This window comes from Nitratireductor kimnyeongensis, assembly GCF_019891395.1.
Classification (GTDB): Bacteria; Pseudomonadota; Alphaproteobacteria; order Rhizobiales; family Rhizobiaceae; genus Nitratireductor; species Nitratireductor kimnyeongensis.
Genome location: NZ_CP078143.1, coordinates 1,277,267 through 1,291,140, shown reverse-complemented (window position 1 = coordinate 1,291,140; position 13,874 = coordinate 1,277,267). Strand labels below are relative to the sequence as shown.

Sequence of the window (13,874 nt, the reverse complement as noted above, 5' to 3'; positions counted from 1 at the left end):
CTCATTGCGATGGATTCAACTTTTCTGCTGGAATTCGCACGCTCATCTCGCCGGTTTGCGGTTCGACAAAGGTCACGAGGGCAACCATGGCGCCATAAACCAGCCCCGCGAGTACCGCGATGATCATCAATAGCCGAAAAAGCGTCGGCATGCCTTCAGTGCCCCGTTCTGTCTTCCCTACCCAGTCTGTTTATGGGATGCCGCTTCCTCCTTTGCAAGCAAGTATGTGGTGTGCACGACAGTCAAGCGCTTGACGGATCACGGCTTTTGTGTCGAAACCGGCAGGCAGAGGCGCGAGCATGACAGTCACCGATAACCTATCGATTCCAGATACCGAAATTCTCGCTCGCCGGCTGGGCAGGCGATCGCTTGTCTTTGTCGGCCTGATGGGCGCCGGCAAGACGGTGATTGGCCGGCGTGTGGCCGATGTGCTGAAATTGCCTTTCATCGATAGTGATCACGAGATCGAGACGGTCTCGCGCATGACGGTGCCGGATCTGTTCGCGGCCTATGGGGAAACCGAGTTTCGCTCGCTGGAGCGGCGGGTCATTGCGCGATTGCTCAAGAGCGGGCCGCGCGTTGTTTCCACCGGCGGTGGCGCGTTCATGAACGGCCAGACGCGCCGCGCCGTCGCGCGCCGCGGTGTCTCGGTCTGGCTGAAAGCCGACCTGCCGACTTTGATGGAACGTGTGGGGCGCCGTTCCAACCGCCCCCTGTTGAACAATGACGATCCCGAAGGGGTGATGCGCAATCTTATGGATGAACGCTACCCGCTCTATGGCGAAGCAGATATCGTCGTTCATTCACGCAACGAGCCCAAGGAAGTCATCGTGGCTGAGGTGATTGCCGCCCTCGACGCCTATTTGCAGGACGAATGCCGGAAGGACACCCGATCATGAGTGATGTGAATGCTGCGCCCGCCAAGGTGCATGTCTCGCTTGGTGCGCGCTCCTATGACATCCTCATCGGACCAGGCTTGCTGCAGCGGACAGGTGCGGAAATTGCCGCGCGCCTTCCCGGTGTGCGTGCAGCCATCGTTACCGACTCAAATGTCGCGGCAGATCATTTGGCGCCCCTTCAGGAAAGCCTCGCTGCAGCCGGTGTGGAATCGGCTGCGATCACCGTGGCTCCGGGGGAACGCTCGAAGAGTTTCGCAACGCTGGAAGAGGTTGTGTCCGGTATCCTCGATGCCAGGCTTGAACGCGGCGACATTGTCATCCCGCTTGGCGGCGGCGTGGTGGGCGATTTGGCGGGCTTCGCTTCCGGCATCGTGCGTCGCGGGATGCGCTTCGTTCAGGTGCCCACCTCGCTACTCGCTCAGGTGGATTCTTCTGTCGGTGGAAAGACCGGCATCAACACTGTCCATGGCAAGAACCTTGTCGGTGTATTCCACCAGCCGCAGCTCGTCATCGCTGATACAGCCGTGCTCGACACGCTTTCCCCGCGCGAGTTCCGTGCCGGTTATGCCGAGGTCGCCAAATACGGGTTGATCGACCGGCCGGATTTTTTCGCTTGGCTGGAGAAAAACTGGCAGGCGGTTTTCGCGGGCGGTCCGGAGCGGGTCGAAGCCATTGCGCAGTCATGTCAGGCCAAGGCAGATGTGGTGGCCCGAGACGAGCTGGAGAAGGGCGACCGGGCATTGCTCAATCTGGGCCATACGTTCGGCCACGCGCTGGAGGCGGCGACGGGCTATGACAGCGCACGCCTCGTGCATGGCGAAGGCGTGGCCATCGGCATGGCGCTGGCGCATCGCTTTTCCGCGCGCCTCAATTTGGCAAGTGTGGATGATGCCGAGCGCGTTGAAGCGCATCTTGCCGCTGTCGGTTTGCCCACGCGGCTGTCCCACGTACCCGGCGGCCTGCCTGGTGCCGAACAGCTTTTGACCTATATCGCGCAGGACAAGAAGGTATCGCGCGGCGCACTCACCTTTATTCTCACTCGCGGCGTCGGCCAGTCTTTCGTAGCGAAGGACGTCCCGGCAAGCGAGGTTTTGTCCTTTCTTGAGGGAGCTTTATCGCAATGACACCCGAGATGTGGATCACAGGCGGCATCATTCTGGGCCTCATAGCGCTTTCTTTCCTCTTTTCGGGAACCGAGACGGGCATGACGGCTGTTTCGCGCGCCAGGCTTCACACGATGGAAGCAAATGGCGATGCGCGTGCCGGTCTGGTCGATCGCCTGATCCAGCGGCGAGACCGGCTTGTGGGCGCCCTTCTGATCGGCAACAATCTGGTCAATATTCTCGCCTCTGCGCTCACGACCAGCCTGTTCCTGAAAATCTTCGGTGATGCGGGCGTGCTCTATGCAACCGTCATCATGACTGTCCTTCTGGTCATTTTTGCCGAGATCCTGCCGAAGTCCTGGGCGCTCGCAAAGCCCGAGATGTTCGCGCTCACCGTGTCGCCTTTCGCGCGTATCGTGGTGGTTCTCTTCGGCTTCCTGTCGTCGCTTGCCAACGGGATCGTCAGGCTTCTTCTTTCAATTTTCGGCGTCGATCTGCAAAGCCGCGAGTCGATGCTGTCTGCCCATGAAGAGCTGCGCGGCACCGTTGAGGTGCTTCACCGTGAGGGCGCGGTGGTGAAACAGGACCGCGACCGTGTCGGCGGGCTGCTAGACCTGCATGAGCTGGAAGTGTCCGACGTCATGATCCACCGCACCAATATGCGTTCGGTCGATGCGGATGAGGCCCCGGAGGTCGTGGTGCGTGAAATCCTGCGCAGCCCCTACACCCGCATTCCGATCTGGAAGGGTTCGACGGAGAACATTGTCGGCGTCGTACACGCCAAGGATCTTTTGCGCGCGCTGGGCGATGTTCAGAACGACTACACGAAGATCGACATCGCCAAAGTGGCCTCCAAGCCGTGGTTCGTTCCCGACACCACCACGTTGCAGGATCAGCTCAACGCCTTCCTGCGCCGGAAGGCGCACATTGCCATTGTCGTCGATGAATATGGCGAGGTGGAAGGCCTCGTTACGCTCGAGGACATCATCGAGGAAATCGTCGGCGACATTGCCGACGAGCACGATGTGGAAGTTCAGGGCGTCAAGCAGGAGGCCGATGGCTCCATCGTGGTGGAAGGCTCTGTGCCGATTCGCGACCTGAACCGCGCGCTCGACTGGAACCTGCCCGACGAGGAGGCGACGACAATCGCCGGTCTCGTCATCCACGAAACCCAGACGATCCCCGAGGAAAAACAGGCCTTCACCTTCTTCGGCAAGCGCTTCATCGTCATGAAACGCGACAAGAACCGCATCACCAAGCTTCGGATCAGGCCGCTCGCCTGAGCCCCTGTCTTCGCTGAATCACCAACGTGTCGGCTCGCCCGGCGCTGCCGGTTCGATGGCCAGTGCGTGCACGGGGTCCCTGAGCTCTTCGGCAAGCAGTTCGTTAACGGCACGGTGCCGCGCGACGCGGCTCATGCCGCTGAAGGCTTCTGCGACAATTCGCACACGAAAATGCGTCTCTCCCGTTCCGTCGAAATGCTCCTGATGACCCGCATGGAGATGGCTTTCGTTGATGACTGCAAGCCTCTCTGGAGAAAATGCGTGGGTCAGCTTGCTTTCTATCGTCGACTGGATGGACAATTCCGTCTCCTCACACCATATGGGGTGCATCCCCAAATTCACGTTCGATTCAAGCGCTAGGTCGAACTTTGACCAAAAGTCAATTCTTGTATCCCGGCGCTGAGCGGCCATACTTCCACACTGATTTGGTGACACGCAGACCGATATGAAACCCTACTCGAAATATTTCGAGAAAATTCGCATTCGACCCGACCCCCAAGCGGAGGCGAAGTCGCGCGCGCCCCGCTGCCAGTGGGACGGGTGCGATGAACCCGGTCTCCATCGTGCCCCGGTGGGGCGCCATGCGGAGGGCCAGTATTTCCGCTTCTGCGTTGACCACGCGCGGCAATACAACAAGGGCTACAATTATTTCTCCGGTCTGAGCGACACGGAAGTGGCGCGCTACCAGAAGGAAGCGCTGACGGGCCATCGCCCGACATGGAAGATGGGCGGTGACAGCGAGGCGCGCGCCGCTGCCGATTTCTCCTCCTATCGTTCAGGCCGGGCTGCCTATCACAACCGTGTGGGCGACCCGTTCAATCTTTTCGGTGACAAGCAGGCCGAGCGCAAGCCTAGAGAAAAGCGATTGAAGCCGCTTGAGGCCAAGGCGCTCGAAACACTGGGCCTGGGCGCACAAGCCACTAGCGAAGAGATCAAGTCGCGCTATAAGAACCTTGTGAAACAGCACCATCCCGATGCGAATGGTGGTGACCGGGGATCGGAAGAGCGCCTTCGAAGCGTGCTTGAAGCATACCGTCTGTTGAAGCAGGCGGGTTTCTGTTAAAGCGGGCGTCTGGTAAGACGCGTCGAACGATGTCCGATGAGACGTCCCGGAAAAACAAAACGTTCAAGCGATGCAGGCAAGGGCCTGGCCGCTGGAGGCATGATGAACAAGATTGATCGCGATATCGCCAATTTGCCCGACACGACCGTTTCGGTGAAAGACACGTTCGGGTTTGACTCAGACATGGTCGTGCCCGCTTTTTCGGTGGCCGATTCCCATGTGCCTGATGTGGATCCGGACTATCTGTTCGACAAGCAGACGACGCTCGCCATTCTCGCCGGCTTCGCCCACAATCGGCGTGTCATGGTCTCCGGCTATCACGGCACCGGCAAGTCCACCCATATCGAGCAGGTCGCCGCACGTCTCAACTGGCCCTGTGTCCGCATCAATCTTGACAGCCATGTCAGCCGTATCGACCTCGTCGGCAAGGACGCCATCGTCGTCAAGGAAGGCAAGCAGGTCACCGAGTTCAAGGACGGCATCCTGCCCTGGGCCTACCAGCACAATGTCGCGCTCGTCTTCGACGAGTATGACGCGGGCCGTCCCGACGTGATGTTCGTCATCCAGCGCGTTCTGGAATCGTCGGGCCGCCTGACCCTGCTCGACCAGAGCCGTGTCATCCGTCCGCATCCCGCCTTCCGCATTTTCGCCACCGCCAACACGGTTGGCCTGGGCGACACGACCGGGCTCTACCATGGCACACAGCAGATCAACCAGGCGCAGATGGACCGCTGGTCCATCGTCACCACGCTCAACTATCTGCCGCATGACGATGAAGTCGCCATCGTTCAGGCCAAGAACAAGCATTTCCAGAACGAGAAGGGCCGCGAGACGATCTCGCGCATGGTGCGCGTTGCCGATTTGACGCGCTCGGCGTTCATGAATGGCGATCTCTCCACCGTCATGAGCCCGCGCACGGTGATCATGTGGGCCGAAAATGCCGAGATCTTCGGCGATGTCGGTTTCGCTTTCCGCCTTACCTTCCTCAACAAATGCGATGAGCTGGAGCGGGCGCTGGTCGCCGAGTTCTACCAGCGCGCCTTCGGCGAGGAACTGCCGGAATCGGCCGCCAACGTCGCGTTGAGCTAGCGTCGCGCCAAGGCCGAGAAAAGACGACCCGTGAGCCAGACCAACCGAAAGCCCGGACAGCCAGCCGAAGCGCCGCTCGACCCGTTCAAGCGGGCCACCACCGCATGCATGCGTGCCGTTGCCGGCGATCACGAGCTTGAGGTCTCCTTCTCCAAGGACAAGCCATCGCTGACGGGCAGCCGCGCCCGCCTGCCGGACCTGCCCAAGCGGGCGAGTGCCGAAGCGCTCACCATCACCCGGGGCATCAGCGATTCGATGGCGCTGCGCCGTGCCTGCCACGACACCGATCTGCATCGCCGTCTCGCACCGGAAGGCAATGAGGCCCGCGCCATTTATGACGCAGTCGAGCAGGCGCGCGTCGAGGCGATCGGTTCGCGTGCCATGCAGGGCATGGGCGACAACATTGCCGCCATGCTGCAGGACAAGTATGAGCGCGCCAACCTCGCCGAAGTGACCGACAAGGCCGATGCGCCGCTTGAGGAAGCCATCGCGCTGATGGTGCGCGAAAAGCTGACTGGCCGTCCTGCCCCGAAAAGCGGCGAAAAGCTCGTGTCGCTCTGGCGCGATTGGGTCGAGGACAAGGCCGCGGCAGATATTGACGCGCTTGCCACCCAGATCGACGATCAGAACGGATTTGCCCGCGCGGTGCGCGATCTTCTTTCGTCCATCGATCTCGGCGAGGATCTCGCCGAGGAGGAGCAGACCGAAGAGAGCGAGGAAGACAGCGACGCGCCGGAGGCACAGGAACAGGCCGAGCAGAGCGAAGAGGACGAATCCGGCGGCGAAGAGAGCGAGGGCGAGGAGTCTAGCGGCGAGAGCGAGGACACCGAGACCGGCGAGAGCGAAGCTGGCGACACCACTGCCGACGATGTCTCTGAAGACGACGAGCTCGATTCGGAAACGCCTGGTGAGGCGCGCCGTCCCGACAGCCCGTTCGACCAGGCCGCGCGCGACATAGACTACAAGGTTTTCACCACCGAGTTCGACGAGACCATCGGTGCCGAAGAGCTTTGCGACGAGGAAGAGCTCGATCGCTTGCGTGCTTTCCTCGACAAGCAGCTCTCAAATCTGCAGGGCGTGGTCGGGCGTCTCGCAAACCGCCTGCAACGCCGTCTGATGGCCCAGCAGAACCGCTCCTGGGATTTCGATCTGGAAGAGGGCGTGCTCGATACGGCTCGCCTCGTGCGCCTCGTGATCGATCCCATGCAGCCGCTCTCCTTCAAGCAGGAGCGCGACACCAATTTCCGCGATACGGTGGTGACGCTGGTGCTCGACAATTCGGGCTCCATGCGCGGCCGGCCGATCACGGTGGCGGCCACCTGCGCCGACATTCTGGCCCGCACGCTGGAGCGCTGCGGTGTCCGCGTCGAGATCCTTGGCTTCACCACGCGAGCGTGGAAGGGCGGGCAGGCGCGCGAGAAATGGCTGAAGGATGGCAAGCCCGCCAATCCCGGCCGTCTGAACGATCTGCGCCACATCATTTACAAGAGCGCCGACGCCCCCTGGCGCCGCGCGCGGCGCAATCTCGGCCTGATGATGCGCGAGGGGCTTCTGAAGGAAAACATCGACGGCGAGGCGCTTTTGTGGGCGCATCAGCGCCTGATGGCGCGGCCCGAGCAGCGCAAGATCATGATGATGATTTCAGACGGTGCACCGGTTGACGATTCCACCCTGTCGGTCAATCCCGGCAATTATCTCGAGCGGCATCTGCGCGGCGTCATCGACCTGATCGAGACCCGCTCACCGGTCGAACTTCTCGCCATCGGCATCGGCCATGACGTGACGCGCTATTATCGCCGCGCCGTCACCATTGTCGATGCGGAGGAACTGGCCGGCGCCATGACCGAGCAGCTTGCCTCGCTCTTCGAGGAAGAGGGCGCGCGCCGCGGCGGCGGCGCGATGCGGCGTGCGGGCTAGGCTTTTTCCCTTTCGACTACGCCTGTTTCTTGCGGCACTGATCTTCTTGGTGGCAAGCCCGGTTAAGGCTCAGGAACCGTCCATCCCCATGGCGGTCAATGCGGTGCCCATCCGCCATTTCGCCATTGGTTCTCATGAGACGCGCTTTGGGCCGCTGGAGTTTTCCGGTGGTCTGTCCATGACTTCTCCCATCGATCATTTTGGCGCGTTTTCCTCGTTTCGCTTCACCTCGCCAGGCAGCGATGTGATGGGCGTTTCCGACACGGGTTTCTGGTTTTTCGGTAGCTTGACGCGCGACGCCGAGGGGCGTCCGTCGGACTTTACCGATTTTTCCATGCAGCCCATGGTGGACGGCGATGGCAATTCCACGCGTGAGAAATGGACCACCGATGCCGAGGGCATTGCCGTCAGGGGCGAACTGGCGACCGTGAGCTTCGAGCGCGTTCAGCGGATTGCCGAGTTCGAGATCGAACGCGATGCCATGGGGGCTGCCATCCGCGATCTGGATTATCTGGTTCCGAGAGAGGAGTTGCGCAGCAATCGCGGCTTCGAGACCATCGCCTATGCGCCGCCGGGCGGGCGGCTGGACGGGGCGCGTGTCGTCGTCGCCGAGCGCAGTATCGATGAGGATGGCAATTGCTTTGCCGCCATTCTCGAAGGGCCGATGAAAGGCGTCTTCACCGTCGCACGTTCAGAAGGCTTCGACATCACCGATGGCGCGTTTCTGCCCGATGGCGATCTGCTTCTGCTGGAGCGCCGTTTCACCTTCGCCAGCGGTGTAGCCATGCGCATACGCCGGATCGATGGCGCAACCATTGCCCCCGGAAGCGTGGCGGACGGGCCGGTGCTCTTCACCGCCGGCATGGATCATCAGATCGACAATATGGAAGCGCTCGATGTCTGGCAGCGCGCCGATGGCGCGACCATGGTCTCGCTCATGTCCGACGACAACCATTCGCTCCTGCAGCGCAATCTCTATCTGGAGTTTCGTCTGCTTGGAGAGTGAGTGGGGAGGTTCGGTGCCAAGCGCCCTCGCCCTTCGACAGGCTCAGGATGAGGGCTACTTGAGCGTCGTCGCACGAAGCAACTGCTGAAACACGCCAGCATATCAACAGCCCTCATCCTGAGCCTGTCGAAGGGCGAGGGCGCCTGGCTCAACCCTCTCAGCCGCCGCGCTTCGCCAGCGTTGCCACTTCGTCCACCGCCTGACCATCCGCGCTCAGCACCACGCCAAACAGCGCCTCGGCTTCGTCTGCCGTGTAATACCCCAGCGCCACATCGCGCAAAACCTTTTCCGGCGCACGCTTCAGAGGATCGCCATAGCCGCCGCCGCCGGGCGTGCCGACACAAACCCGGTCACCGGCTTTCAGTGGAATATCCTGTTCCTTGGAAAGATGCGGCGGCACATGGGCTTTGCCATCGCGCCACACCGTCACCTCGTTCACCTTGCCGTCCCTGCCGCCGAGCACGCCCTGCGGGCCTGTCCGGCCATGGTCCATCACGAAGGAGGCGCGGGCATCACCGCGCAGGATCTCCACCTCGTAGGAAAGACCGAACCCGCCGCGATGCTCGCCGGCGCCGCCCGAGCCCTCGCGCAGCGCATAGCGCCGGTAGAGCACGGGAAAGGCCTGCTCCATCACCTCCACCGGTGGCGATTTGGAAATGCCGATGGTGGAGCACCCATTGGTCAGGCCGTCATGGTCGGCATTGCCGCCATAGCCGCCGCCGGAGATCTGATACATGACGAAATCGCGCCCACGCGCCGGGTCATGCCCGCCAAGAGCGAAATTGCCGCTGGAACCGGCAGGGGCCGCGGTCACCTTTTCCGGCAAGGCCTTCACCATGGCCGCAAACACGGCCTCCGCAATGCGCTGCGACACCTCTGCCGCGCAGCCTGAAACCGGACGCGGATAGCGCGCATCAAGAAACGTGCCCTCCGGCCGCTTTATGATCAGCGGCTCGAACGCGCCGGCGCTCAGCGGCACTTCGGGAAAGATGTGGCGCATGGCCAGATAGACGGAGGACAGCGTCGTGGCGAGAACGCTGTTCATCGGCCCCATGCAGGGCGGGCTTGATCCTTCGAAATCGAAGGTCAGCGTGTCGCCCTTCTTTTCGATGGCGAGCGCGATGGTCAGCGGCTCGTCCACCACGCCGTCGGAATCCACGAAAGCCTCGCCGCAATAGACCCCGTCGGGGATCGGCGCGATCAGCGTGCGCATCTGTGTCGCCGCGCGGGTGCGCAGTTCGGCGATGGCCTGCCGCACCGTCTCGTCGCCATAGCGGTCGAGCACCTGCGCCAGCCGCTCCGCGCCCACTTCCAAAGCCGCGCCCTGCGCCCGAATATCGCCGATGCGCTGGTCGGCAACGCGGATGTTGGAGCAGATGATGGCGTAGATTTCGGGATCCAGTTCGCCCTTCTTGAAAAGCTTCACTGGCGGCAGGCGCAGCCCTTCCTGTTCCACCGCCGTGGCGGAGGCGGAAAAGCCGCCCGGAACCGCGCCGCCAATGTCCGGCCAGTGCCCGGTGTTGGAGAGCCAGCAGAAGATCTTCCCATCGCGCCACACGGGCATGGCGAAGCGCACATCCATGAGATGCGTGCCGCCGAGATACGGGTCGTTGACGATGTAGATGTCGCCCGGTTCGGGCGCCGCCGTCTCGCCACCCGCGATGCGCTCGATGAGCGTGCGCGTGGAATACTGCATCACGCCGACAAAGACCGGCAGCCCGGCCGAGCCCTGCGCGATCAGCGCGCCGTCTTCGGCGGCGTAGATGCCGTCCGAACGGTCGTTTGCCTCGGCGATCACGGGTGAGAACGCGGCACGCGAGAAGGTCAGGTCCATCTCGTCGCACACCTGCTGGAGCGCCGCCTGGATCACCGAGAGCGTGATGGCGTCGAGGGCGGGGGTGTTAGTATCGGTCATCCGTGCCTCCCTTTTGCGTTGACGCCATGCCCCTCATCCCCCTGCCGGGACCTTCTCCCCGCAGGCAGGGAGAAGGAGGCTTGCTTCGGCGTTGCGGCCATCGTTCTTCTCCCCGTGAACGGGGAGAAGGTGCCGGCAGGCGGATGAGTGGCGAGCTTTGCGTTCATCAGCTCGCTCCCACCGTGATGATGATGTTCCCATCGGCATCGGATGCCGCCCGGTCGCCGGGCTCGATCACCGTGGTCGTGTCGAGCTGTTCGAGGATCGCCGGCCCCTCGATCACCGCATCGAGCGGCAGTTTTTCGCGGGCATAGACCGGCGTGTCGTGCCAGTCGCCGGCAAACCAGACCCGCCGCTGCTCGTTCAGCGCTTCGGCGAGCGTTGCGACACGTCCTGCCGGGTCGATCAGGCTGGCAAGATCGATGTCCGCGCGCACGCCGATCACGGAGGTGTTGAGATTGACGAGATTGGCGCGGATCTCCGGCAGCCGCACCTTGAAGCGGGCGAAATAGGCTTCTTCAAAGAGCGTCTGCAGCGTGTCGCGGTCGATCTCGGGGCCGGGCAGGGGCACATTGATGAGATGCGTCTGGCCGACAAACTGCATGTCCGCCGTGTGTACGCACTCAATGCGCTCCGGCTGCACCGTCTCTTCCGCGATCAGCGCCTCGCCTTCGGCGCGCTGCTCTTCAAGCACGCTTTTGACGAGTGCCACGTCGAGGCTCGCCACGGGGCGGTTCACCGTGCGCACGAAATCGTGCCGCAGATCGGCGACCACGCAGCCAAGCGCGTTGGTGATGCCGGGGCGCGCGGGAACCATCACGCGCGGAATACCCAACTCGCGAGCGAGGGCCGCCGCATGCAGCGGCCCCGCGCCTCCGAAAGCAAAAAGCGCAAAATCGCGCGGGTCGTGCCCCTTGCCGAGCGAGACCATGCGGATCGCGCCCGCCATCTTGATGTTGGCGATCTGCAGCACAGCACCCGCCGCCTCCACGCCGGAAAGCTCGAGACGGCTTCCGAGCCTGTCTGCAAAGATCGCCTCGACATCGGAAACGGAAACCGGATTGTCCACCGAGAGCAGTTTTTTCGAGTTCAATCTGCCGAGAAGAAGATTGGCGTCGGAGATGGTCGGCTCCGTGCCGCCGCGGCCATAGCAGATCGGGCCGGGCTTCGCACCGGCGCTCTGCGGCCCCACTTCCAGAAGTCCCGCATCGTTGACGCGCGCGATCGATCCGCCGCCGGCACCCACCGTGTGTACATCCACCATCGGCACATGGATCGGCATGGCATACTCCACCTCAATCTCGTTGGAGACTGCCGGTCGCGCGCCGCGCACCAGAGCCACATCGGTGGATGTGCCGCCCATATCGTAGGTGATGAGATTGTCGACGCCCGCCCGCCGCGCCGTGAAGGCTGCGGCCATCACGCCCGAGGCCGGGCCGGACATCACCGTCTTGGCGGCCTCACGGGCCACATGGGCGGCGGAGATCATGCCGCCATTGCCATTCATCACCAGAAAGTCGCGCGCATAGCCGAGGCCCTGCAATTCGTTCGAGAGGCGGGCGATGTAGCGCTCGAGAATTGGCTGTACCGAGGCATTGACGGCAGCCGTTACGCCGCGTTCGAATTCGCGCGCTTCCGACAGAAGTGCATGTCCAGTGGTGATGTAATCGTTGGGCCAAAGTTCGGCGGCAATTTCAGCCGCGCGCTTTTCATGGGCCGGGTTGGCATAGGCGTGCAGGAAGTGAATCACCAGCGAAACGCAGCCCTGATCGAGCAGCGCCTTCACCGCCGCGCGCACGCCATCCTCATCGAGTGGTGTGAGCACGTTTCCGGCGGCGTCCAGGCGCTCATCCACCTCGAGCCGCAGATTGCGCGGCACCACCGGAGTGAAGGTCCCTGTCATGCCATAGGCCTGTGGCCGTGTGCGCCGCCCAAGCTCGATGATGTCGCGAAAGCCGGCGGTGGTGATCATGCCTGTTCTGGCAAGCTGCCGCTCAAGCACCGCATTCGTCGTGGTGGTCGTGCCATGCACGATCAGCCCGATCTCGGAGGCCGGAACCTCGGTCTCGCGTATAGCGTTGACCACGCCGAAAGCCTGGTTCTCGATGGTGGTGGGTGTCTTGGCGACCCTGACACCCCCATCCGATCCCTTGCGGGTATCGATCAGGATCAGGTCGGTGAAGGTGCCGCCCACATCGATGCCGACGACAACGGAACCCGAATTGATGCCTTTTTTCTCATTCATGGGTGAAATCCGGAATGTGAAACCTTTGTTGACCCGACGAATTGAAATAGGTGTCGAACGCACGAAACTTGACGTCAAATTCATTTGTATACTAATAATTTCGACAGGCAAGAGCAGCCATCGGTACCGCGATTTGGGTTTGCATCCGAACCGGAAACAGGCATAGAGACTTCCGACCGAACGAGGACAGTATTCATGGACAGCGCTGCGCTCCGCGAGAACGACGCCGAAAAGACCCCTGAATTCCCGATTCCCGCCGGCTGCTTTGCCGAGCGCGTGACGTCGGTGAAACATTACACGGACAATCTCTTTGCCTTCCGCATCACGCGGCCGCAGAGCTTCCGCTTCCGCTCCGGCGAGTTCGTGATGATCGGCCTGCCCAATGCGGAAAAGCCTGTCTTCCGCGCCTATTCCATCGCCAGTCCCGCCTGGGACGAGGAAGTGGAGTTCTTCTCCATCAAGGTGCCGGATGGTCCTCTGACCCAGCATCTGCAGAAGATCCAGCCCGGCGACACGGTGCTCATGCGCCAGAAGTCCACGGGCACGCTAGTCAACGATGCGCTGACGCCGGCGAAAAACCTCTACATGATCTCCACCGGCACAGGCATCGCGCCTTTCGCGAGCCTGATCCGCGATCCGGAGACCTATGAGAAGTTCGACAACATCATCCTCACCCACACCTGCCGTGACGTGGCCGAGCTCGATTACGGCAAGGAACTGGTGACCGCTCTCAAGGACGATCCGCTGATCGGCGAACTGGTTGAGGGGCGCCTGACCCATTTCACCTCCACCACGCGCGAAACCTCACCCGCGATGGGGCGTATCACGACGCTGATCGAGAATGGTGAGCTGTTCAGGGCGCTCGGCACCGAGCCTTTCGACCGCGAGAATGACCGCGTCATGATCTGCGGCTCCATGGCCATGCTCAAGGATGTGAAGGCGCTGGTCGAGAAGGCGGGCCTCAAGGAAGGCTCCAACGCCGAGCCGGCCGATTTCGTCGTCGAGCGCGCCTTCGTCGGCTGAGGTTGTGTTCAGGGCAGGGCGTCTCGGCCCCTTCGCCTCTTGAACCTGCCGAGCGGATAGGGGCTCCCACCCCGCCCCGCACTCCCTCGTCATCCTCGGGCTCGACCCGAGGATCCATGCCGTAGCGCCGGGGATAAACCGCAGCCCTTCAAGGCGACACGCAATTTTCCTCACTCCTACCCCGTCACCCCCGCAACGGCATGGATCCTATGGTCAAGCCATAGGATGACGAGGGAGTTGAAGCGCGTTCCCTACTCGCTATTCGCTACTCCCTATTCGCTCTTTTCTTCCCCACCCCCTCTGCAGAACGCACGCCAGCGTCAAACGCCCC

At 62.2% G+C, this 13,874-nt stretch carries 12 protein-coding genes; 8 read left to right on the top strand and 4 right to left on the bottom strand.

The genetic code is table 11. The features are described 5' to 3' along the window. Position 1: 1 nt before the first annotated feature. Positions 2 to 151: a histidine kinase gene (locus tag KW403_RS06050; RefSeq protein WP_223021831.1), complete on the bottom strand. Its 150-nt coding sequence runs from the start codon at positions 149 to 151 to the stop codon at positions 2 to 4. Between the two features lie 148 nt (positions 152 to 299). On the opposite strand from KW403_RS06050, the gene KW403_RS06045 reads away from it, so the two are divergent. From KW403_RS06045 to KW403_RS06035, 3 genes are read left to right on the top strand one after another with little or no spacing between them, the layout of a single operon-like run. Beyond that, positions 300 to 899: a shikimate kinase gene (locus KW403_RS06045; RefSeq protein WP_223021830.1), complete on the top strand. Its 600-nt coding sequence runs from the start codon at positions 300 to 302 to the stop codon at positions 897 to 899. Next, entirely contained in the window at positions 896 to 2,023 is a 1,128-nt protein-coding gene (gene aroB, locus KW403_RS06040; RefSeq protein ID WP_223021829.1) for a 3-dehydroquinate synthase, read from the top strand. The genes KW403_RS06045 and aroB overlap by 4 nt, the downstream gene beginning before the upstream one ends. Further along, on the top strand, positions 2,020 to 3,285 hold the full coding sequence (locus tag KW403_RS06035; RefSeq protein WP_223021828.1) for an HlyC/CorC family transporter: 1,266 nt from the start codon (positions 2,020 to 2,022) through the stop codon (positions 3,283 to 3,285). Before aroB ends, KW403_RS06035 begins: the two co-directional genes overlap by 4 nt. Positions 3,286 to 3,303: 18 nt before the next feature. Here the strand turns inward: KW403_RS06035 and KW403_RS06030 are convergent, their stop codons facing one another. Beyond that, the gene (locus tag KW403_RS06030) at positions 3,304 to 3,585 is read right to left on the bottom strand and encodes a BolA family protein (protein ID WP_223021827.1); all 282 of its coding nucleotides are present in this window, start codon (positions 3,583 to 3,585) and stop codon (positions 3,304 to 3,306) included. 145 nt (positions 3,586 to 3,730) lie between these two features. Here KW403_RS06030 and KW403_RS06025 point away from each other — a divergent pair, with 145 nt between their 5' ends. From KW403_RS06025 to KW403_RS06010, 4 genes are all read left to right on the top strand, one after another. Continuing rightward, positions 3,731 to 4,348: a J domain-containing protein gene (locus tag KW403_RS06025; RefSeq protein WP_223021826.1), complete on the top strand. Its 618-nt coding sequence runs from the start codon at positions 3,731 to 3,733 to the stop codon at positions 4,346 to 4,348. 102 nt (positions 4,349 to 4,450) lie between these two features. Next, on the top strand, positions 4,451 to 5,437 hold the full coding sequence (gene cobS / locus KW403_RS06020) for a cobaltochelatase subunit CobS (RefSeq protein WP_223021825.1): 987 nt from the start codon (positions 4,451 to 4,453) through the stop codon (positions 5,435 to 5,437). Between the two features lie 30 nt (positions 5,438 to 5,467). After that, positions 5,468 to 7,354 carry a cobaltochelatase subunit CobT gene (gene cobT, locus KW403_RS06015; RefSeq protein WP_223021824.1) on the top strand — a complete coding sequence of 629 codons (1,887 nt, stop codon included), beginning with the start codon at positions 5,468 to 5,470 and terminating at the stop codon, positions 7,352 to 7,354. Positions 7,355 to 7,442: 88 nt separating this feature from the next. Further along, on the top strand, positions 7,443 to 8,360 hold the full coding sequence (locus KW403_RS06010; RefSeq protein ID WP_223021823.1) for an esterase-like activity of phytase family protein: 918 nt from the start codon (positions 7,443 to 7,445) through the stop codon (positions 8,358 to 8,360). Positions 8,361 to 8,517: 157 nt separating this feature from the next. Here the strand turns inward: KW403_RS06010 and KW403_RS06005 are convergent, their stop codons facing one another. Together KW403_RS06005 and KW403_RS06000 are read right to left on the bottom strand one after the other, a co-directional pair. Further along, a complete protein-coding gene (locus KW403_RS06005) occupies positions 8,518 to 10,275 on the bottom strand; it encodes a hydantoinase B/oxoprolinase family protein (protein WP_223021822.1) in 1,758 nt (585 codons plus the stop codon). A 166-nt stretch (positions 10,276 to 10,441) separates the two neighbouring features. Further along, positions 10,442 to 12,520 carry a hydantoinase/oxoprolinase family protein gene (locus KW403_RS06000; RefSeq protein WP_223021821.1) on the bottom strand — a complete coding sequence of 693 codons (2,079 nt, stop codon included), beginning with the start codon at positions 12,518 to 12,520 and terminating at the stop codon, positions 10,442 to 10,444. A gap of 195 nt (positions 12,521 to 12,715) precedes the next feature. On the opposite strand from KW403_RS06000, the gene KW403_RS05995 reads away from it, so the two are divergent. Further along, a complete protein-coding gene (locus KW403_RS05995) occupies positions 12,716 to 13,543 on the top strand; it encodes a ferredoxin--NADP reductase (protein ID WP_223021820.1) in 828 nt (275 codons plus the stop codon). The last annotated feature ends 331 nt before the right edge of the window (positions 13,544 to 13,874 follow it).